Origin of the sequence: Teichococcus globiformis (genome assembly GCF_042646265.1) — a bacterium.
GTDB lineage: Bacteria > Pseudomonadota > Alphaproteobacteria > Acetobacterales > Acetobacteraceae > Pseudoroseomonas > Pseudoroseomonas globiformis.
On record NZ_JBHRTN010000018.1, the window covers coordinates 853913 to 873813 of the forward strand.

18 protein-coding genes are annotated in these 19901 nt (G+C 70.4%); 13 read left to right on the top strand and 5 right to left on the bottom strand.

Features of this window, described 5'->3' with window-relative positions; all coding sequences use genetic code 11:
* Positions 1-9: 9 nt before the first annotated feature.
* Genes ACFOD4_RS18230 through ACFOD4_RS18240 form a run of 3 tightly spaced genes read right to left on the bottom strand, consistent with a single transcriptional unit; the run spans position 10 to position 3327 of the window.
* The gene (locus tag ACFOD4_RS18230) at positions 10-456 is read right to left on the bottom strand and encodes a DNA polymerase III subunit chi (protein WP_379598697.1); all 447 of its coding nucleotides are present in this window, start codon (positions 454-456) and stop codon (positions 10-12) included.
* Complete coding sequence (locus ACFOD4_RS18235) at positions 453-1805, bottom strand: leucyl aminopeptidase family protein (protein ID WP_379598698.1); 1353 nt, start codon at positions 1803-1805, stop codon at positions 453-455. The genes ACFOD4_RS18230 and ACFOD4_RS18235 overlap by 4 nt, the downstream gene beginning before the upstream one ends.
* Positions 1806-1845: 40 nt before the next feature.
* The gene (locus ACFOD4_RS18240; protein ID WP_379598699.1) at positions 1846-3327 is read right to left on the bottom strand and encodes a leucyl aminopeptidase; all 1482 of its coding nucleotides are present in this window, start codon (positions 3325-3327) and stop codon (positions 1846-1848) included.
* Between the two features lie 204 nt (positions 3328-3531).
* Between ACFOD4_RS18240 and ACFOD4_RS18245 the strand changes: the two genes are divergently transcribed.
* The 12 genes from ACFOD4_RS18245 to ACFOD4_RS18300 all read left to right on the top strand — a co-directional run bounded on the left by ACFOD4_RS18245 (position 3532) and on the right by ACFOD4_RS18300 (position 17549).
* Positions 3532-4761: an OprO/OprP family phosphate-selective porin gene (locus ACFOD4_RS18245; protein ID WP_379598701.1), complete on the top strand. Its 1230-nt coding sequence runs from the start codon at positions 3532-3534 to the stop codon at positions 4759-4761.
* A 93-nt stretch (positions 4762-4854) separates the two neighbouring features.
* Positions 4855-5619 carry a 3'(2'),5'-bisphosphate nucleotidase CysQ gene (cysQ, locus tag ACFOD4_RS18250; protein ID WP_379598702.1) on the top strand — a complete coding sequence of 255 codons (765 nt, stop codon included), beginning with the start codon at positions 4855-4857 and terminating at the stop codon, positions 5617-5619.
* Positions 5616-6620, top strand: coding sequence for an L-threonylcarbamoyladenylate synthase (locus ACFOD4_RS18255; protein ID WP_379598704.1), 1005 nt, complete (start codon positions 5616-5618; stop codon positions 6618-6620). Before cysQ ends, ACFOD4_RS18255 begins: the two co-directional genes overlap by 4 nt.
* Positions 6617-7717 (top strand): hypothetical protein, encoded by a 1101-nt coding sequence (locus tag ACFOD4_RS18260; protein ID WP_379598706.1) that lies wholly within the window; start codon positions 6617-6619, stop codon positions 7715-7717. The genes ACFOD4_RS18255 and ACFOD4_RS18260 overlap by 4 nt, the downstream gene beginning before the upstream one ends.
* A gap of 93 nt (positions 7718-7810) precedes the next feature.
* The gene (locus tag ACFOD4_RS18265) at positions 7811-8566 is read left to right on the top strand and encodes a hypothetical protein (RefSeq protein WP_379598708.1); all 756 of its coding nucleotides are present in this window, start codon (positions 7811-7813) and stop codon (positions 8564-8566) included.
* Between the two features lie 127 nt (positions 8567-8693).
* Positions 8694-9833, top strand: a complete 1140-nt coding sequence (gene lptF, locus ACFOD4_RS18270; protein WP_379598710.1) for an LPS export ABC transporter permease LptF — start codon at positions 8694-8696, stop codon at positions 9831-9833.
* Between the two features lie 6 nt (positions 9834-9839).
* Complete coding sequence (gene lptG, locus ACFOD4_RS18275) at positions 9840-10952, top strand: LPS export ABC transporter permease LptG (RefSeq protein WP_379598711.1); 1113 nt, start codon at positions 9840-9842, stop codon at positions 10950-10952.
* Between the two features lie 73 nt (positions 10953-11025).
* Positions 11026-13431 carry an LPS-assembly protein LptD gene (locus tag ACFOD4_RS18280; RefSeq protein WP_379598712.1) on the top strand — a complete coding sequence of 802 codons (2406 nt, stop codon included), beginning with the start codon at positions 11026-11028 and terminating at the stop codon, positions 13429-13431.
* Between the two features lie 83 nt (positions 13432-13514).
* The gene (locus ACFOD4_RS18285) at positions 13515-14885 is read left to right on the top strand and encodes a peptidylprolyl isomerase (RefSeq protein ID WP_379598714.1); all 1371 of its coding nucleotides are present in this window, start codon (positions 13515-13517) and stop codon (positions 14883-14885) included.
* Entirely contained in the window at positions 14882-15709 is an 828-nt protein-coding gene (gene rsmA, locus ACFOD4_RS18290) for a 16S rRNA (adenine(1518)-N(6)/adenine(1519)-N(6))-dimethyltransferase RsmA (RefSeq protein WP_379598901.1), read from the top strand. Before ACFOD4_RS18285 ends, rsmA begins: the two co-directional genes overlap by 4 nt.
* Positions 15709-16971 carry an MFS transporter gene (locus ACFOD4_RS18295; RefSeq protein ID WP_379598716.1) on the top strand — a complete coding sequence of 421 codons (1263 nt, stop codon included), beginning with the start codon at positions 15709-15711 and terminating at the stop codon, positions 16969-16971. The genes rsmA and ACFOD4_RS18295 overlap by 1 nt, the downstream gene beginning before the upstream one ends.
* Positions 16968-17549 carry a histidine phosphatase family protein gene (locus ACFOD4_RS18300; protein ID WP_379598717.1) on the top strand — a complete coding sequence of 194 codons (582 nt, stop codon included), beginning with the start codon at positions 16968-16970 and terminating at the stop codon, positions 17547-17549. The genes ACFOD4_RS18295 and ACFOD4_RS18300 overlap by 4 nt, the downstream gene beginning before the upstream one ends.
* On the opposite strand, the gene ACFOD4_RS18305 is transcribed toward ACFOD4_RS18300, so the two are convergent.
* Together ACFOD4_RS18305 and ACFOD4_RS18310 are read right to left on the bottom strand one after the other, a co-directional pair.
* Positions 17546-17983 carry a PaaI family thioesterase gene (locus tag ACFOD4_RS18305; protein WP_379598718.1) on the bottom strand — a complete coding sequence of 146 codons (438 nt, stop codon included), beginning with the start codon at positions 17981-17983 and terminating at the stop codon, positions 17546-17548. The genes ACFOD4_RS18300 and ACFOD4_RS18305 overlap by 4 nt on opposite strands.
* 79 nt (positions 17984-18062) lie before the next feature.
* Positions 18063-18785, bottom strand: coding sequence for an aspartate/glutamate racemase family protein (locus ACFOD4_RS18310; RefSeq protein WP_379598719.1), 723 nt, complete (start codon positions 18783-18785; stop codon positions 18063-18065).
* A 201-nt stretch (positions 18786-18986) separates the two neighbouring features.
* Between ACFOD4_RS18310 and ACFOD4_RS18315 the strand changes: the two genes are divergently transcribed.
* The gene (locus tag ACFOD4_RS18315; protein ID WP_379598720.1) at positions 18987-19889 is read left to right on the top strand and encodes a DMT family transporter; all 903 of its coding nucleotides are present in this window, start codon (positions 18987-18989) and stop codon (positions 19887-19889) included.
* The last annotated feature ends 12 nt before the right edge of the window (positions 19890-19901 follow it).

The window sequence follows — 19901 nt, forward strand, 5'->3', positions numbered from 1 at the left end:
CTGCCGGGATCAGGCCTTGCGTTCCCAGCCTCGCTCGCCTTGCTGCCAGTAAGTAAGCCCATGCCCTTCAGCCTTGGCCGCTGCCCAGCGCCGGCGCGCGGCCTGCACCGCCGCTTCGTCCTGCCCGTCGAACAGGTCGAACACCCGCTCGAACTCCGCCAGCCGGGAGGAGCCGGCGCCATCCACCAGGAACAGGAAGCGCGCGCCATTCGGCGCCTCTTCTTCCGTGGTCAGCCAGATGGGTTGGAGCTCGGCATCACCGTTGCGGGCGGAGCCATGGGGCAGCCAGTCCGGATCCGGACAAAGCCAGAGCGAGGCGTCGAGGCTTTCCAGCCGTTCCGGATCGGTCAACCGCACCACCGCCCGCCCATTCTGCGCCAGCACGCGGCCCAGCAGCTTCGGCAGCGCCGCCTCCATGGGCGTGCGGGTCAGGTGGTAGAAGCCGATCTCGCTCACAGCCGGTGCGGGTCCTCGAAGCGCGCGCCCACCAGCGTGCAGAGCAGCCGCACGCCGAAGCCGCCAGGAATGGAAAGCGGCGCATCCTTGCCCTTTGCCGCTTCGCCCACCATACCGGCCATGTCGAGATGCGCCCAGCCCAGCGGTTCGCCGCCCAGGAACTCGCGCAGAAAGGCGGCGGCATGGCTGCCATCGGGCTGGCCACGCTCCGGCGAGCATTGCCGGAGGTCGGCGACGTCGCTGTCCAGCGCCCGCCGGTCGGCCTCCGTCACCGGCAGGGGCCAAAGCCGCTCGCCCACCGCCTCACCGGCCGCGCACAGCGCCGCCGCCAGCACGGGATCGTTGCCGTAGAGCGCGGCCCGCTGATGGCCGAGTGCCGCGATGGCGGCACCGGTCAGGGTGGCGAGGTCGATCACCACCTCCGGCCTGAAGGCGCGCACCGCGTAGTTCAGCGCATCGGCCAGAGCGAGACGCCCTTCGGCATCGGTGTCGACCACTTCCACCGTGTAGCCCGCCAGAGTGGACACCACATCGCCGGGGCGGCAGGCCGCGGCACCGATGGCATTCTCCGCCAGGGCCAGCACGGCCGCGGCGGGGGCCGGGCTGTCGCGCAGCGCCAATGCCAGCATGGCTCCTGCGCAGGCAGCGGCGCCGGCCATGTCCTCTCGCATCTCATGCATTGCGCCGCGCTTGAGGCTGACGCCGCCACTGTCGAAGGTGATCCCCTTGCCGACAAACACCACCGGCGCCGCCGGAATGCGACCGGCCCAGCGCAGCACCACCAGGCGTGGCGGGTTGGCGGAGCCCTGCCCCACCGCCAGCAACCCGCCGAAACCGGCCCGCTTCATTGCCCCCCGACGGAGGATCTGCACGGCGACGCCATGCGCTTCCAGCCGCTTCAGTCGGTGGGCGAAGACCTTGGGTGTCAGCGCATTGCCAGGCATGGCCACCAACTCTCGGGCCAGCATCACCCCCTGCAGCACCGACCATTCGGCATCCCAAAGCGGGGCAAGCGCCTCTGCATCACCATGCCAGAGATCGAGCCTGAAGCCGGCGGGTGCGCGCAGAGCCAGCCCGGCGGTGATCGCCACCGCCTCCTCCGGTGCGAGGGCTCGCGCGTCCAGCACGGCGCGCGGCATGCCCTCGGGCAATGCGGCAGCGGCCAGCGCCCCGGCCCGCTCGGCCCGCCGGCGGGCCTCCGCGCGGTTACCGGGCTCCGGCCCCATGGGAATGCGCAGCACGCCGTCCCAGAACCGCACTCCCTCGGCCACCGGACCCTGTTCCGGCAGGAGGCGAAGGCGACCGGCGGCGCGGGGGCCCAGTGTCGCGCGCAGCCGCACGCGCATCATCGGCGGCTATCCAATGGCTCCTTCACGCTGCCGCTTGGCCTCAGCTCTCGTAATGCTCGGCCACCAGACGGTCGAGCAGCCGCACGCCGAAGCCGGTCGCTCCCTTGGGCACGGTGGGATGGTCCTTGGTGGCCCAGGCGGTGCCGGCGATGTCGAGATGCGCCCAGGCCATCTTGCCGTCCCGCGTGTCCACGAAGCGCTGGATGAACTGCGCCCCGGTGATGGATCCGCCAGGACGCCCGCCCACATTCTTCATGTCGGCGATATCGGACTTGATCTGCTTGTCGTAGGCGTCGCCGAGCGGCATGCGCCACAGCTTCTCCTCCACGCCCAGCCCGGCCGCCTGGAGCTGCTGCGCCAGCGTGTCGTCATTGCTGAACAGCCCGGCATGCTCATGGCCCAACGCCACGATGATAGCGCCCGTCAGGGTCGCCAGGTCGACCATGAAGCGGGGGCGGAAGCGCTGCTGCGCGTAGGTGAGCACATCGGCCAGCACCAGCCGGCCCTCGGCATCGGTGTTGATCACCTCGATGGTCTGCCCGGAAAGCGACTTCACCACATCACCCGGACGCTGCGCCGTGCCGGAGGGCATGTTCTCCACCAGCCCCACCAGCCCGACGGCGTTCACCTTGGCCTTGCGTCCCGCAATGGCGGCCATGGCGCCGATCACGGCTGCGGCGCCGGCCATGTCGAACTTCATGTCCTCCATGCCGCCGGCCGGCTTGATGGAGATGCCGCCGGTATCGAAGGTGACGCCCTTGCCGATCAGGCCAACCGGCGCGGCATCCTGGGCGCCGCCTTCCCACCGCATCACCACAACACGCGCTTCCCGCACGCTGCCTTGCGCCACGCCCAGCAAGGCGCCGAAGCCCAGCTCCTGAAGCTCCTTGGGCTTCAGCACCTCGACGGTGACCCCGAGCTTCTCCAGCGCGCGGCAGCGATCCGCCATCTCGGCCGGGAACAGCACATTGGGTGGCTCGCTGACCAGGTCGCGGGCCAAGAACACGCCATGCGCGATGGCGGAAAGCGGCGCATGGGCGGCACGGGCCGCATCCGGCTCCGGCGTCGCCAGCGACAGGCGGACCAGCTTCGGCTTTTCTTCCGCCGGCTCCTTGGTGCGGTATTTGTCGAAGCGGTAGCCGCGCAGCCGCATGCCGAAGGCAAAGGCGGCGGTCAGCGCCGCGTTCAGCCCGTCGGTCGCAACCGTCACTTCCGGTTCGGCCGCGACCAGCGGCAGTGCAGCCCCACCGGCCGTCTCGGCGCCACGGGCATCCGGAGCGGCGCCGAGACCCACCGCCACGATGCGGGAGATGTGGCTGTTGCGGTCGCCTGGTGCCCAAAGGGTGCAGCTCTGCCCCTTGCGGCCCTTGAAGCCGGCGGCTTCCAGCCCACGCGTCACCGCGCCGCCCACCGCTTCGTCCGCCTGTGCCGCCAGCCCGGTCAGGGTGAAGCCCTCGGCCAGCGGCAGAACCAGCGCGCCGGAGCGCGGCAGGGCGGGCTTGACGAACAGGATGTCGGGCATGCGGCAACTCCAGATCTGCGGCCGGGACCAGCCCGGGCATGACGGAACGATAACACCCGGCGCCGTGTGCGCCAGGGGCTAGCGCCCCGGCACGGTCTGCCGCCGCCACTACAATCCGATGAACCGCGGCAACCCCTCCGGCCACGGGCGGCTTCTGGGCTCGGCCGCCTTTCGCGTGCCCCAATGCCCACCGGGAGACCCGCCATGCGCCAGCCATCCGCCACCACCTTGCCCCTGCTTCTCGCCGCCCCGCTTCTGGCTTTCGCCGCTCCGGCGACGGCGCAGGACGGGTTCTCCTGGAATGCGGGGAGTCCGGAGCTGCGTCTGGACGACGGCGCGGTGCGCCTGTCGCCGGTGCTGCGTCTCGACGCCGATGCCGGCTCCTACTGGGGACAGGACGAGCCAGACGGCTTCCGCTCCGGCACCAATCTCCGCCGCGGCCGCGTCGGCTTCGACGCCGAGCTTCCGGGCGATTTCGAGGCATCCTTCGTATGGGATTTCGGCTCCTCCTCGCCCGGCAATGCCAGCGACCTATACGAGGCGCAGATCGCCTGGAGCGGCCTCGGCTGGGCGACGATCCGCGGCGGTGCCTTCCAGCCATCGCATATGCTGGAGCGCTCCTCCTCCTCCTTCGACCTGCTGTTCATGGAGCGCGCCATGGCCTCCAACCTGGCCACGAGCGTGAGCAGCGGCGACCGCCGCCTGGGCGTAGGGCTGGAGGCGCATGGCGCGCGCTGGACCGCCGCAGGCTACCTGCTCGGTGGCAACGTCAACGTGCCACAGGAATGGGGGCAGCGGGGCGTCGCGGCCCGTGCCACCGCATTGCCGCTGGACCTGCCGGGAATGCAGGCGCAGCTCGGCGGCAATTTTGCGTGGCAGTTCCGCCCCGGCTCGGATGGCGGCTACAGCGAGGCCAGCCTCGGCGACCATCCCGAACTGCGCGTCGATTCGCGTGAGTTCCTCGACACCGGCTCGGTGGATGCGGACAACATCTGGGCCGCGGGGCCGGAATTCGCCTTTGCCACAGGCCGCTTCTACGGCCAGGCCGAGTACCAGTGGCTGGTCTTCGACACGCCGGAGGATGGCAGCCGCACCGGCACCGCCTGGTACGGCGCCTTGTCCTACACCCTCCTGGGCCAGCCGCGGCAGCGCGACGCCGAGGCCGGCAGCTGGAAGCGCCCCCGGGGCGAAGGCGCTTTCAACCCGATGGCCGGAGATTGGGGCGCGCTGGAGCTCGCCGGGCGCTACAGCGAGGCCGATCTGCGTGACGGCCCGGTGCAAGGCGGGGCTCAGCGCATCTGGACCGGCGGGGTGAACTGGTACCCAGCCTCCTGGCTCAAGGTCATGCTGAACTACCAGAATGGCCGCATCGTGCTGCCCGACGAAAGCCGCGACTTCGAGGCCATCGGCATGCGGCTGTCGTTTAATCTCTGAGCGGGTTGCCCGGGCGGTGGCTTCCGGCAGCGCCGCCAGGGCATTGAATGACTCGCGCAAGCGGCGCCGCGCAGTGCTACACCCGTCGGCGAAATGACCGATGCCGATCTGCTCGCGCTTGCCGCCCGCCTCGCCCAAAGCGCCGCCGCCGCCATCCTCTCCGTCCGCGACGCCGGCTTCGCCGTGGAACGCAAGGAGGATATGAGCCCCGTCACCGCCGCCGACCGGCTGGCCGAGGCGATCATCGCCGAAGGGCTGCGGCTGGCAGTGCCCGACATTCCCGTGATCGCCGAGGAGGAATGCTCGGCCGCCGACATCACCACCGACAAACCGCGCTACTGGCTGGTCGATCCGCTGGACGGCACGCGGGAATTCGCCGCAGGCCGGGCCGAGTTCACGGTCAACATCGGGCTGGTGGTGGATGGGCGGCCGCGCCTCGGCGCAGTCGCCATCCCGGCCTATGGCGAGCTGTTCACCGGCATCGTCGGCCAAGGCGCCTGGAAGCGCGAGGCCGATGGCAGCGAACGCCCCATCGCCGCACGCCGCGTGCCGGAGGAAGGGCTGACCGTAATGGGCAGCCGCCACTACAAGGACGATCCGCGCCTCACCGAGTTCCTGGCAGGGCGCCGCGTCGCGAAGATCGTGCAGATCGGCTCGGCGGTGAAGTTCTGCCGCCTGGCTGAGGGCGTGGCGGATGTTTACCCACGCTTCGGCCGCACCATGGAATGGGATACGGCGGCGCCCGAGGCGGTGCTGATCGGGGCCGGTGGGCGCTGCACCAATTTCGACGGCACGCCGCTGGCCTATGGCAAGCCGGGCTGGGAGAACGCGCCGTTTCTGTGCCAGGGTGCCGCGTGACGCTGCGGCTCGATGGGGCGAAGCTGGACCGCGCGGCGGCGCTGCTGCGCGAGGGGCGGCTCGTCGCCTTCCCGACCGAGACGGTGTACGGCCTCGGCGCCGATGCGCGGAACGCCCGGGCGGTGGCCGCCATCTACGCTGCCAAGGGGCGTCCGAGCTTCAACCCGCTGATCAGCCATTTCGCGAGCGCGGGGGCCGCCTTCACGGAGGTGTTGGCCGACGACCGTGCCCGGACGGTGGCGGCGCACTTCTGGCCCGGCCCGCTGACGCTGGTGCTGCCGCGCGCGCCGACGGCACGGATCGACCTGCTGACGGCGGCCGGGCTCGACACGCTGGCGGTGCGGGTGCCGGCGCATCCGCTGGCTCATGCGCTGTTGGAACGTGCCGGGGTGCCGGTGGCAGCGCCCTCGGCCAACCCGTCGGGCGCCGTTTCTCCCACCAGCGCGGATCACGTGCTGGAAGGGTTGGGCGGACGCATCGACGCGGTGCTGGATGGCGGAACCTGCGTGGTCGGGGTGGAAAGCACCGTGCTGGACCTTTCCGGCCCTGTGCCGCTGTTGCTCCGTCCGGGCGGCGTGCCGGAGGAAGCCCTGGCCGCACTGATCGGCCCGATCGGGCGGGCGCACCCGGCTGCGGATGGGCCGGGGGTGAAGGCACCCGGCATGCTGTCCTCGCACTATGCGCCGTCCCTGCCGGTACGGCTGGAAGCGGCCGCTCTGTTCCCGGGAGAAGCGTTGCTGGCCTTTGGCCGTCCCTTGCCGGACGCGGCCCTGTATTTCCAGCTCAGCGAGCGTGGCGACACGCGGGAAGCGGCATCGCGCCTTTTCGCCGGACTGCGCTGGCTGGATGCGGAAGGAAGGCGGCTGAAGCTTTCCCGTATCGCCGCCCAGCCCATCCCGGCGGATGGCCTCGGCGTCGCGATCCGCGATCGCCTTGCCCGCGCCGCGGCACCACGTCCCCAGGCGGAACCATCCTCCCCGGCGAAGAACGAGGCCTCATGAGCCTGCCACCCATCGTCATCTTCGCCTTCAACCGGCCGGACTACCTGCGGCGGCTGTGCCGCTCGCTGAAGGCGCAGCAGGGGGTCGCGCTGCATGAGGCCGACATTCACCTGATGCAGGACGGCGCCGTTTCGCCACGGTCCGGCATGCGCTTCGCCGAGGATGCCGAGATTGCCGCCAACATTGCTGCCTTCCGCGAGGAGCTGCCACGCGGCCAGGTGCATGCCGCACCGAAGAACCTCGGCATCGCGTTGAACCTGCATCGCGGTGAAGCCCTGGCTTTCGAGACGCTCGGCGCCGAGGTCGGCTACTTCTTCGAGGAGGATCTGGAACTCGGCCCGCATTACCTTGCCATGCTGGAAACGATCCGCCTGCAACTGCCGGCGCATCCCCGGCTGGGCTATTTCGCTGCCTATGGCAGCCACCGCCATACAAGCGACCCGACGCGCCCGCGCTTTATCCCGCTGGAGCACCATTGGGGCTTCGGCCTGACGGCCGCCTGTTGGCACGCCATGCAGCCCTGGCTGGCACCGTTCCACACCATCTGGAACGAGAGCGACTACCAGGGCCGCCCGCATCTGCGGCTGGTCGAGACCTACCTGGAAAAGGCGGTGGCCAGCGCGCAATCCTCGCAGGATGTGTCCAAGACCATGGCGTGCGCTGAGCTAGGCTTCGGCCGGGTCAACCTCGATGTTTGCTATGCCCGGTATATCGGACGGCAGGGGCAGTCCTTTCGCGACGCCAATTTCGAGCGCCACGGCTACGACGCCATGGTTTATGCCGACACCTTGCCGGACCAGTTGCCGATCCTGGCCGAGGCCACCCTGGCCGGCTTCATTGAGGCCAAGCGGGCGCATCACGCCCACTTCCGCGCCGAGCGGCTGGAGCCCGAACTGACTGCCATGCGCCAGCGCCTCTTCAATCCGGACCGCCTGGCGACACGCCAGGACATCCTGGACATCTGGCGCGTGCTGATGGACCGGGTGCCGGAGGAAGACTACATCGCCCGCAACGAAGGCCAGAACACGGTGCGTCATATCCGCAGCTCGCTGCTGCGGGGGCGTGAGGCGCGGGTGAAGAGCTTCTTCCTGAAGTGATCGCCGCCCACGACCTTGTGGCCGGGCCGGCGCCCGCCACGCGGCCATGATGCATCCATGCTGCCCTGTTGCCCTTCCCGGCAAGGCCGCTCCGTGCCCCGCCGTCAGACACGCGGCACCAGGCCGTTGCCGGTCCTGCTGGTCATCGCGTTGCTGTTCGCCACCCTGCTGGCTGGCGGCTGCGCCGCCTTGCCCTCCGGCGGCAGTCGCGTTGGCCAAGACGACCAGGGCGCGGAGCGCGCCAGCCTGGCCTCCGTCAGTGCGGGGCGTGGCCCCCATTGCCTTTCCAGTGGCGTGGCGGTCCATGTGGGGCGGGCGCGCTTTCTGACGGCAGCGCATCTGGTGGACGGCACCCAGGCCCTGCTGCATGGCTGCAGCAGAACGGCGCAGCCCGGCTCCGCCACCCTCCGCTTCGCCGGGTCCGCGTTTCCGGCCGAGATGCTCCGGGCGGGGCAGGCGGATCTTGGCGCGGGGATCGGCACCTTTTATGTCGGGGGGCGGGATGTGGCCCTGCTGCGCGGCCCCGCCATGCCGCCCGGCGCGGCGTTTATCGGCCTTTGCGCCGCCCCGCTGCTGCCCGGCCAGGCGGTGGAGGTGGTGACGCCGCGCCGTCACGCGCCCACCCGCATCCTGGACCTGGTGCACGAAGCCGACCCCATCCACGGCTTCTATGCCGAGCTGCCCCTGCCGCTGGAACCCGGTGAATCGGGCGGCGCGGTGATCGACCCGATGGCGCAATGTCTGGCCGGGCTGGTGAGCCACCGGCTCGATCCATCGGGCCGCAGCGGTGCGGCCTCCCGCACCCGCATTGTGCCGGCGGCGGTGCTGCGCGCCTTTCTGGGCGAGTAGTCCCGGACAAGCAGCCCGGAGCAAGTCTCGGCCGCACGGCTTGGCGCGGCCCCCGGGGGGGCCTACATGCTGCGCAACCACCTGCCCGCCCCGCCCGCCGGACAGCCAAAGGACGCATCTTCCCCGCATGACCCGTCTCGACCGCTACCTGTTCCGTCAGCTTGGCGTGACGCTGCTGGCCGTGACCATCGGCCTGGCGGCACTGGTCTGGCTGACCCAGAGCCTGCGCTTCATCGAGCTGGTGCTGGACCGCGGCCTGTCGCTCGCCGTGTTCATCGAGCTGACCGGGCTGCTGCTGCCCTCCTTCTTCGCGGTGATCCTGCCGATCACCACCTTTGTGGTGGTGCTGTTCACCTATGTGCGGCTGACCGCCGACCGGGAGCTGGTGGTGATGCGCGCCGCCGGGCTGTCGGACTGGCGGCTGGCGCGGCCGGCGCTGCTGGTGGCGGCGGTCGCCACCGGGCTGTGCCTGTTCATGCAGCTCTGGCTGGTGCCGGTGAGTCATGCCGCCTTCCGTTCCTGGCAGTTCGAGATCCGCAACGAGATGGCTGCCGTACTGCTGCAGGAAGGGGTGTTCTCCGCCCTGGGCGAGGACCTCACCGTTTACGCGCGGCGGCGCGACGCCGATGGCACCCTGCGCGGCATTCTGGTGCACGACACGCGCGAGCCGGGCGCTCCCGTCACCATCATGGCCCAGCAGGGGCGGCTGATCTCAGGCCCTGCCGGACCGCGGGTCACCCTGCTGAACGGGGTGCGGCAGCAGCTCGATCCGGCGACGCCCACCCGGCCGGCGCGGCTGTCCACCCTGTCCTTCGCCGAGAACAGCCTCGACCTTGCCGAATCCGGCCGCAATGAGCCCGAGGCGCCCCGCAACCGAGACTCGCGGGAACGCTTCGTGCCCGAGCTGCTCTATCCCAACCCGGCGGAGAACCTGCCGGAGCGCGACATCGTGAAGTTCCGTGCCGAAGGCCACGGCCGGCTGGCCGGCCCCTTCACCGCCCTGTCCTTCGCCATGGTGGGGCTGGCCGTTGCCCTTGCCAGCAGCTTCCGCCGCTATGGCGACTGGCGCCCGGCGCTGATCGGCGTGGGCATTGTGGTGACGCTGCTGGCGCTCGGCCTTTCGATCGGCAATCTGGCGGCGCGTGACAACCGCTTCGTTCCATTGATCTGGCTGCATGCGCTGGCACCCGCCCTGGGCGCGGCCTGGGTGCTCTCGGGCAGCCCCGGCCTGCCGCGCCGGCGTGTTCAGCCGGCTGCGGAGGGCTGAGCGGCCATGCCCGTCTTCTCCCCCACCCTGACCCTGTACATCGCCCGCCGCTTCGCCGGCATGGCGCTGGCCATGATCGTTGCCCTTGCGGCCCTGGTCGCGCTGTTCGACTTTATCGAGCTGCTGCGCCGCGCCGCCACGCGAGAAGATGCGGGCTTTGCCCTGGTGGCCACCATCGCATCCCTGCGCCTGCCGTTCGTCATCATGCAGATCCTGCCTTTCGGCGTGCTGCTGGGCGGCATCATCGCCTTCTGGCGGTTGTCCCGCGCTTCGGAACTGGTGGTGGCGCGCGCCGCAGGGGTCTCGGCCTGGAGCTTCCTGGCCGGCCCGGTGGTGGTGGCCGCCCTTCTCGGCGTGTTGGCGATGACCGTGATCTCGCCACTCTCGGCCGCCATGTTCTCCCGCGCGGAGCGGATGGATGCCACTTATCTGCGCAATGCCCAGAGCATGAGTTCGCTGGCCGGAGGACGGCTCTGGCTGCGTCAGTCGGACGATTCCGTGCAGCCGGGCGGTGTCGCCATCCTGGCCGGCGTGCCGGAAATCACGCCGCGCGGCTTCGTGCTGCGCGAGGCCTCGCTCTGGCGGCTTTCCGCCACGGACCGGCCGCTCGAGCGTGTTGAGGCGCCCGAAGCGCTGCTGACGCCGGGCGCCTGGGAGCTGTCGCAGGCCGTCACCTTTGCCACCAACCGTCAGCCCACCCCGCCGGAAAGTCTGCGTGTGCGCACTACGCTGACGCCGGACCGCATCGAGGAAAGCTTCGCAGCCCCCGATACCCTTTCCTTCTGGGCACTGCCGGAGTTCATCCGGGTGCTGGAAAGTTCTGGGTTCTCGGCGGTGCGCCACCGGCTCTATTTCGAGTCGCTCCTGTCCACGCCGCTGCTGGCCGTGGCCATGGGGTTGCTGGCGGCCGGCTTTTCCATGCGCCACGCCCGGCGCGGCGGCGTGGCGCAGATGCTGGGCGCGGGTGTTGCCGCCGGCTTCGCTCTGTTCCTGCTGGACAAGGTGGTGGAGGAGCTGGGCCAGGCGGGCACCCTGCCCGTGGTGCTCGCGGCGTGGGCGCCCTCCGTGGCCGGTCTGATGTTCGCCCTGACCCTCCTGCTCTACGTGGAGGATGGCTGACAGCCGGAAGGACCGCGGCAGGCGGCCGCGCAACCCTCTCGCCCCCGCTCGGCGAAGCCGCTATGCAGGCGGAATGGACCGAGCCCCGCGCGATGCCACGCCCCGCCCCGATGGGTGCCCCACTGGACGCCCCGCCCGGGATTACGCCCGCTGGACTACCGGCTGGCGCGGCCTGCTGCTGGGCAGCGCCGCGCTGATCGCCCTGGCGGCACCGCGGGGGGAAGGCCGGGCGCAGGGCGTGCTCGGCACCAGCGACGCGCTGCGCTCGGGAGGGCCGGGCTCGATCCCGGTGCCGGAAGGCACGCCCTCACCGACCATATCCCCGGCCGCCGCCGCCGCCCCGGCGCCACCGCCCGCCCCCCTCCCGCCAGGCGCCAGGGACCCCAGTCAGACCGGCAACAACGCCCCCGTCACCTTCACCGCCGAACAGGTGGAATACGACCGGGACAACAACCGGGTCACCGCGACCGGCGCGGTGGAAGCCTGGCAGAACGACCGCATCCTGCGCGCTGACCGCTTCACCTATAACCGGGAAACCGGCATCGCCACCGTGGAGGGCAACGTTCAGTTGCTGCAGCCGGACGGGCAGGTGTTGTTCGCCGACCGGGCGGACCTGACCGGCAATCTGCGCGACGGCGTGCTTCAGGGCCTGTCTGCGCGTCTCGCGCAGAATGGCCGCATGGTCGCCAATGGAGCGCGGCGCACCGATGGCAGCATCCTCGACATGTCAAGGGTGCTGTATTCCTCCTGCGATCTCTGCGCCGATGACCCGGAAGCCGCACCGCTCTGGCAGCTGCGCGCTCGTCTCGCCACGCATGACCAAGCGGAAAAGCGGCTGCGCTACCGCGACGCCTCGCTGCTGTTCGGCGGCGTGCCGGTGTTCTGGACACCTTACCTGTCGCATCCCGATCCCTCCGTGCCGCGGCAGTCCGGCTTCCTGACGCCCAGCTTCGGCTCCTCGAGCTTTCTCGGCGGCTTCATAGAGACACCCTATTACTGGGCGATCGACGACAGCTCAGACGCCATCATTTCGCCGACCTTCTCCACCAAGCAGGACCCGGCGCTTGGCCTCGATTACCGGCGCCGCTTCAATGCGGGCGAGATCAAGCTGAACGGCTCGGTCGGCCAGCGGGACGGCGCGCGGGACGAGGAAGGGCTCGGCGGCCACATCTTTTCCTCCGGCCAGTTCGCCATCGACGAGAACTGGCGCACCGGCTTCAACCTGAACCGCGCCAGCAGCGAGAGCTATCTGCGCGCCTGGCGCTATCCTGCACAGCGGCAGCTCGTCTCCGACCTGTACCTGGAAAGCTTCTGGGGCACGGAAAGCTTCTTCCGCGCCGATACGCGCTTTTACCAGGGCCTGTCGGAGGTGGACGACACCGGACAGATCCCACTGGTGCTGCCCAATCTCTACGGCGACCGCTGGTTCGGCCGCGACCGCTTCGGCGGCTTCCTGACGCTCGATGCCAACGCCTTCGCCATCAGCCGCAGCCAGGGAACCGATACCCGCCGCTTCGCCTCCCGCATCACCTATGAACGTCCGCAGATCGACAGCATGGGCTCGGTCTGGACGTTTCGGGGCCAGGCCGACGGCATCGGCCGCTGGGTGGATGACTTCGACCGTGCGCCAAATTTCGGCAACACCGGCACGGTGAACGACATCACCGGCAATGTGCGCCTCGGCCTCGACTGGCGCATGCCCTTCATCCGCAGCGCCGGCAACTATGGCAGCCAGTTGCTGGAGCCACGCGTCCAGCTGGTCACCGGCCCCGCCACCGGCCGGCAGACCGACGTGCCGAACGAGGACAGCTACGGCTTCGAATTCACCGACGCCAACCTGTTCCAGCTCAACCGCTTCTACGGGCGGGACCGGCAGGAGGGCGGCACGCGCGTCGATGCCGCGCTGCGCGGCGCCTGGTACTTCCCCAATGGCGGGCAGCTTGAGGCCATGGCCGGCCGTTCGTTCCGCACCACGGAGGCGGAGGTGTTCCAGGAGGATTCGGGCCTGCGCGACAAGGCCTCCGACTGGGTCGGGCGGGTGCGGCTGTCGCCGACCCCTTGGCTCGACCTGATCGCCCGCACCCGGCTGGACAAGGACGGGCTGGATGCGCGGCTGGTGGAAACCCAGGGCCGCATCAGCCTGGGCCCGGTCGCGCTGAACGCCAGCTACCTCTACACCACGCCCTCCGACGCGCTGATCTCGACGCGTGAGCGGCGGGAAGTCGCGGGCGGGGTGCAGACGCGGCTCGGCCGCTTCTGGAGTGTCGGGGCCTTCGGGCGCTACGACCTCGAGCTGAACCGTTCCGTCAATGTGGGCGGGAACCTTACCTATGAGGATGAATGCCTGATCTTCGCCACGCACTTCTCCAAATCCTATGCGGAGCCGAGCACGCGGGCGAATTACTACCCGTCCGAGACGGTGCTGCTGTTCCGCCTTTCGTTCAAGACCATTGGTGATTTCGGCTTCCGCGCCATCTGACCTGCGCCGGAACGCCGGCGACCTCGGGCGGGAACCGACGCGGGCGGTTCCGGTCCGGCGCGATCTGCTCTAGGACAAACGCCATGCGACGTGCCACCGCCCCCGACCAGCCCCGAGGCCACGCCCTCCCCTTCCGTGCCGGTGCCGCCCGCGGCCTGCGGCCCGGGCTGCTGGCCGCCGCCGCACTACTCCCGGCGCTGCTCGCCCTGCCCGCACCGGCGCAGGCCCAGGGGCGCGCCCCGGCGGCTGATGCGGCAACGGGCGAGACCAACCGCATCCTCGCCGTGGTGAATGGTGACATCGTCACCGCCAGCGAGGTCACCAACCGTGCCCGGCTCTTCGCGTTGAATGCCGGGATGGGCCCCAATCCCGAGGTGCTGGCGCGGCTGCGGCCGCAGGTGACGCGCCTGCTGGTCGATGAGCGGCTGCGGATGCAGGAGGTGCGGCGCCGCCGCATTCCCGTGGCGGATGCCGATGTTGCCGCCGCGGTGGCCGAGATCGAAGGGCGCAACGGCCTGCCGGCCGGGGGGCTGGCCAATCAGCTCCGCGCCTCCGGGGTGCAGCCGAGTGCGCTCTACGACCAGATCCGCAACCAGATCGGCTGGTCGCGGCTGGTGCGCGCCCAGCTGGGTGCGCAGGGCCAGGTCAGCCAGGCGCAGATCGATGAGCACATCGCCGCCCACAATGCCCGCACGGGCGAGCCCGAATACCTGGTGTCCGAGATCTTTATCCCCGTGGATGATCCGGTGACGGAGCCGGATGTACGGCGCTTCGTCGATGAAGTGGTGGGGCAATTGCGGCGCGGCGTGCCCTTCCCCGCCGCCGCCACCCAGTTCAGCCAGAGCCAGACGGCGCTGCAGGGCGGCGACATGGGCTGGACGCGCGTGGACGAGCTGGACCCGGGTGTTGCCGACGTGATCGGCCGCATGCCGCCCGGCGCCATTGCCAATCCCATCCGCGTGCCTGGCGGCTTCCAGATCGTCACGCTGCGGCAAAGGCGGGAAATGGGGCGTGACATGGCGACGCTGGTGACGCTGCGCCAGGCCTTTTTCGGCTTCTCCGCGCCACTCGACCCGCAGGCGCCGACGCAGCAGCAGGTACAGGCGGTGGAACGTGCCCGCGGGCTGCAGGGCCGCGCCTGCCCCGCTGTGGAGGCCGCAGGCCAGGGCGCCGGCCGGCCCGCCGATCCGGGCGGGCCGCTGCGGCTCGACAACATGCAGCCGCCGGCGCTGCGCAACATCGTCGCCGGCCTGCAGCTCAACCGGGCCAGTGAGCCTTTGATCACGCCTGACGGCGTCATGGTGATCGCCGTTTGCTCGCGGGAAACGCGCAACCTGGCCGAACTGACCCCCGATCAGGCCCGCGTCACCATTCTGCGCGACCGGCTGGAACTGTCTTCGCGGCAGATGCAGCGCGACCTGCGCCGCCGGGCCCAGATCGAGATGCGGAGCTGAGCGCCCCCCTTCCTCCGCTCGCCGAGCACATCGCGCGACACGGCCTCGCGCCGCGCAAATCGCTTGGCCAGCATTTCCTGCTGGATGCCACGCTCTGCGCCCGCATTGCGCAGATCGCGTCCCCACTGGAAGGGCGCCAGGTGCTGGAGGTCGGCCCCGGCCCCGGCGGGCTGACACGCGCCCTGCTGGACAGCCCGGCCGAGCACATCGTGGCGGTCGAACTGGACCGTCGCGCCATCGCCGGGCTGGAGGAATTGTCCGCTGCCCGGCCGGGACGCCTCACCATTGTCGAGGGCGACGCGCTGAGGGTCGACGCGGAGGCGCTGATGCCGGCGCCGCGCCGCATCGTCGCCAACCTGCCCTACAATGTCGGAACGCCGCTGCTGATCGGCTGGCTTCGCCAGGCGCATCTGTTCGAGAGCATGACGCTGATGTTCCAGCAGGAGGTGGCCGAGCGCATCGTCGCCGCCCCCGACACGGAGCATTACGGACGGCTGGCCGTGCTGTCGCAGTTCCGCTGCCAATGCCGCATGGCCATGCGCCTGCCCCCCGGAGCCTTTTCACCGCCGCCCAAGGTGTGGTCGGCCATCGCCCATCTGGTGCCGCATGAGCAAGCGCCCGAGCCGGCTCTGATGTCGTCGCTCGAGCGGGTCACCGCCGCCGCCTTCGGCCAGCGGCGCAAGATGCTGCGCTCCAGCCTGAAATCGCTCGGCGGAGCCGAGGCGTTGCTGGAGCAGGCGGGGCTCGACGGCACCCGCCGTGCCGAAACCCTGCAGGTGGCCGAGTTCGAGAGGCTGGCGCGGCTGGTGCTGGCACGCGGCTGATGGCGGCGCCAACCCGCAAGATCTGGGCCTGGGCGCTGTATGACTGGGCCAACAGCGCCTTTCCCACCGTGGTCTCCACCTTTGTCATCGCCGCCTACTTCACCCAGGGCGTCGCGGCCGATCCGGTCACCGGTCAGGCGCAATGGGGGGTGATGCAGACCGTGGCCGGCCTCGCCATCGCCGTGCTCTCCCCCGTGCTGGGGGCGGTGGCGGATGCGGGCGGGCGACGACGGGCCATGCTGCTGCTCTGCACCCTGGTCACCTCCATCGCTACCGGGCTGGTCTGGTTCGGGACGCCCGAGCCGGCCTCGGCGCTCTGGGTGCTGGCCTGCGTCGGCATTGCCACGGTGGGCTTCGAACTGGGCACCGTCTTCTACAATGCCATGCTGCCCAGCGTGGCGCCGCCGGAGAAGCTCGGCCGGATCTCCGGCCTGGCCTGGGGGCTGGGCTATGCCGGCGGCCTCGCCTGCCTGCTGCTGGCGCTGTTCCTGCTGGTACAGCCAAACCCCTCTCCCCTCGGGCTGGACCGCGATGCGGCCGAGCATGTCCGCGCCACCGCCGTTCTGGTGGCGGCCTGGATGATCGTGTTCGGCTGGCCCGTGCTGGTGGCGTTGCCGGATCCGCCGCCGCCCAGACCGCGCTGGAGCCAGGCGGTGCGCGAAGGGCTGGCCGAGATCCGCCGCGTGGTGGTCGGCCTTCCCCGCAACCCCGTGATGGCCCGCTTCCTGCTGGCGCGGCTGTTCTACACGGACGGCCTGAACACGCTCTTCGCCTTCGGCGCCATCTACGCCGCAGGCGCCTTCGGCATGGAATTCGAGGAAATCCTGCTGTTCGGCATCGCGCTCAACGTCACCGCCGGGCTGGGCGCCGCCGCGGCGGGGCTGCTGGAGGACCGGCGCCTCGGCGCGCGGCGCACCATCCTGCTGGCGCTCGGCGCCATCATCATCCTCGGCGCCGGGCTGATCCTGGTGCAGGACAAGGCCTGGTTCTGGGGCCTCGCCCTGGCGCTCGGGCTGTTCATGGGTCCGGCACAATCGGCCAGCCGAAGCTACATGGCGCAGCTCGCGCCGCCTGCGGAAGTCACGGCCTATTTCGGGCTGTTCGCGCTATCGGGACGGATCACCGGCTTTCTCGGCCCTGCCGCCCTGGCAGCCATGACGGCAGCGACAGGCAGCCAGCGTGCCGGCATGGCCACGGTGCTGGGCTTCCTGGCCCTGGGTGCGGCCATCCTGCTGACCATGCGTGAAAAGCCGCGCGGATGAGCCGCGCCATTCTGATCACCCACCCCGAGGTGGCCATCGACCCGGCGGTTCCGGTGCCGGACTGGACGCTTTCACCCACCGGCTTCAACCGCATGCGCGCGGTGCTGGACCGGCCCTGGGTCACTGGCCTCCGCCACATTGCCAGCAGCGCCGAGCGCAAGGCGCGCGATGCGGCCGGGGTTCTGGCGGCGCATCTCGGCCTGGAGGTGCGGGTGGTCGAGGGGCTGGGCGAGAATGACCGCTCCGCCACGGGATTTCTGCCGCCCGACGAATTCGAGCGCGTGGCAGATGCCTTCTTCGCCAAGCCCGAGGTCAGCATCCGCGGCTGGGAACGCGCCGTCGATGCCCAGGCGCGGATGCTGGCCGCCACCGAGGAAGCCCTGGCCATCGGCGATGGCGACATCGCGATTGTTGCGCATGGGGCGGTGGGCGCCCTGCTGTTGTGCCACCTGGCACGCCGGCCGATCGGCCGTGATGCCGACCAGCCGGGCCGCGGCGGCGGCAACCTTTATGCCTTCACGCGGACGGAACGCCGATTGCTCTGCGGCTGGCAGCGGATGGAGATGGCGCGGCTTTAATCCTTCCCCGGCGGACTGCCTTCCACCGATTCGCTGCCCGCGCGCCACCGATGGGTGGAGGCGCCAAAGGCCACCAGCGTGCCGACGGCGTCGAACACCTCCGTGCGAACGAAGAAGACATTGCGGCCGCGCGACAAAACCTTGGCCTCCGCCGCGATGCGACCATGGGTCACCCGTCCGGTGAAGCGGCAATCGAGGTCGATCGTCACGGCCTTGCGGACGTTGCCGGGCACGCTGCACCAAAGGCCGGAGTATCCCGCCGCCTGGTCGATCATGGACAGCACGACCCCGCCATGCGCGATGTTGCTGCGGTTCATGTGCTTCTCGCCGATCTCGCAGACCACGCGGGCGAAGCCCTCGCGCCATTCCACCAGATGCATGCCGAGCAGTTCGTGAAACGGGGCGGAGCCCGGATCGAGGCTGATGTCGTTCATCCCGCGATGGTTCCGGTGCCGCGCCCTGCGGTCAAGACACCGAACAGCAATGGGCTGCCCCCGCGAGGATCGCCGGCCATCAGGGCTCCAGCCGCTGGGCCAGGGCCGGAGCCAGCCCCAGGGTGGGTGTGCGCGCCGGCGGGGAGGGAATCGCGTGGGGCTGCGCCGCCATCACCAGGAGGCAGTCCAGGCTGTCCAGCACCGGGACGGCAAGGCGTGGCGCCAGGCGCGGCGCCAGCCCCGCCAGCCCGGCGCCGCCCAGAACCACAACCCCGGCCCCATCGGCCACCGCTTCGGAGGCCGCTATCGACAGCATGTCGAGCGCACGCTCCGGATGGCGGGCGATCATGTCGCCGGTGGGCGTGACCGCACGCACCAGCACCCGCTCCGGCGCCACCCCGCGCGAGACGATGAATTCCTCCAGCATCGGCACCCAAGCCGCGCCGCCCGTCAGCAGCGCCACGCGCGGCGCCAGGGGCAGCGCCGCCTGTAGGCTGGCATCCGCCATGCCGGCCACGGGGATGCCCGCCAGTTCACGCGCCGCATCCAGCGCCGGGTCGCCGAAGCAGGCGATGGCGATGGCCTCAACGGAGGAGGCATGCTCCGACACCCGCTCCAGCACCGCGTGCCCGGCAATGGCGGCGGCCACCCGGCTCGCGATGTAGCGCGCCCCGAACCGCGCCGTCGCCGGCACCAGCGAGACATGCCCGAGGCCAAGGCGCGGCAGGGCTGCCTCCGCCAGGGACAGCATGCGGTCCGTCAGGGCGGCATCGGTGTTGCCGTTCAGCAGAAGGATGCGCATGGCGGTGCGACTCGCAGAGAGAACGAGGCGAGGTTGGCATTGCTGTTCCGTCCTGGGGAGCCGTCTCCGCTTGCTGGCTGTTTTCGGGCCTCGCGCTGCCGTGCGGCAATCAGGCAGACCGTGCGCCGGCGCTCCGGCCAGGGGGTTTCCTTTTCCGCTTGCCGGGCCATGCTGCACCCCGTTTTCCCGTCCGGATCCCGTATGCTGCTGGCTTACTTCCAACTCGGCTCCGCCATGGCCCTGGTCGGCGCCAATGTTGCGGTGGCCAAGCTGCTGGCCGATGCCTTGCCGATCGCCATGATCGCGGGGCTGCGCTGCGCACTGGCCTGCGCCGTGCTCTGGCCGCTGGCCAGAACACTGGAAGGAAAAGTGCGCCCGCAAGGCGCCGCGCTGCGGAACCTCGCGGCGCAGGCGCTGGTTGGCACCCTGCTGTACAACGCCGCGCTGCTGATGGGCCTGCGCCACACCACCGCACTGGAGGCCGGGCTGGTGCTGGCTACCCTGCCCGCCGTGATTGCCGCCGGGTCGGCGCTGTGGTTGCGGGAAACGCTGCCGCCTCGGCAATGGGCCGCGGCGGCGCTGGCGGCACTGGCCATGGCCGCCATCACCCTGGCTGGTACGGCCGCCGGTGCCGGGGGAAGCCTCGCGGGCAATGCCCTGGTCTTCCTCGCCGTCTGCGGCGAGGCGGGCTATGTGCTGCTGGCCAAGCGCATCGCCGGCCGTGTGCCGGTGATCACCGCCAGCTTCTGGATGCAGTTGTTCAGCACGCTGATGCTGCTGCCCTTCTGCCTGCCAGTGCTGAACTCGGCGGCAGCGCTCGGTTCCCCGTCGGTCGCCGGGCTTCTGGTGTTCCACAGCCTGACGGCCTCGGTGCTGTGCCTGCTGCTTTGGTACCAGGGGTTGCGCCGGGCGCCGGCAGGTATTGCCGGCATCTTCACCGCATTGCTGCCAGCCACCGCCGCGCTGGTCGCGGTGGTGTTCCTGGGGGAATATTTCCGGCCGCTGCATGCGCTCGGCTTCGTGCTGATGCTGAGCAGCATCGGCCTCGCTACCTGGCCAGGCCGAAAAGGGATTTCCGAAACGGAAAAGCAACTCCTACGATAGAATTATGGATGG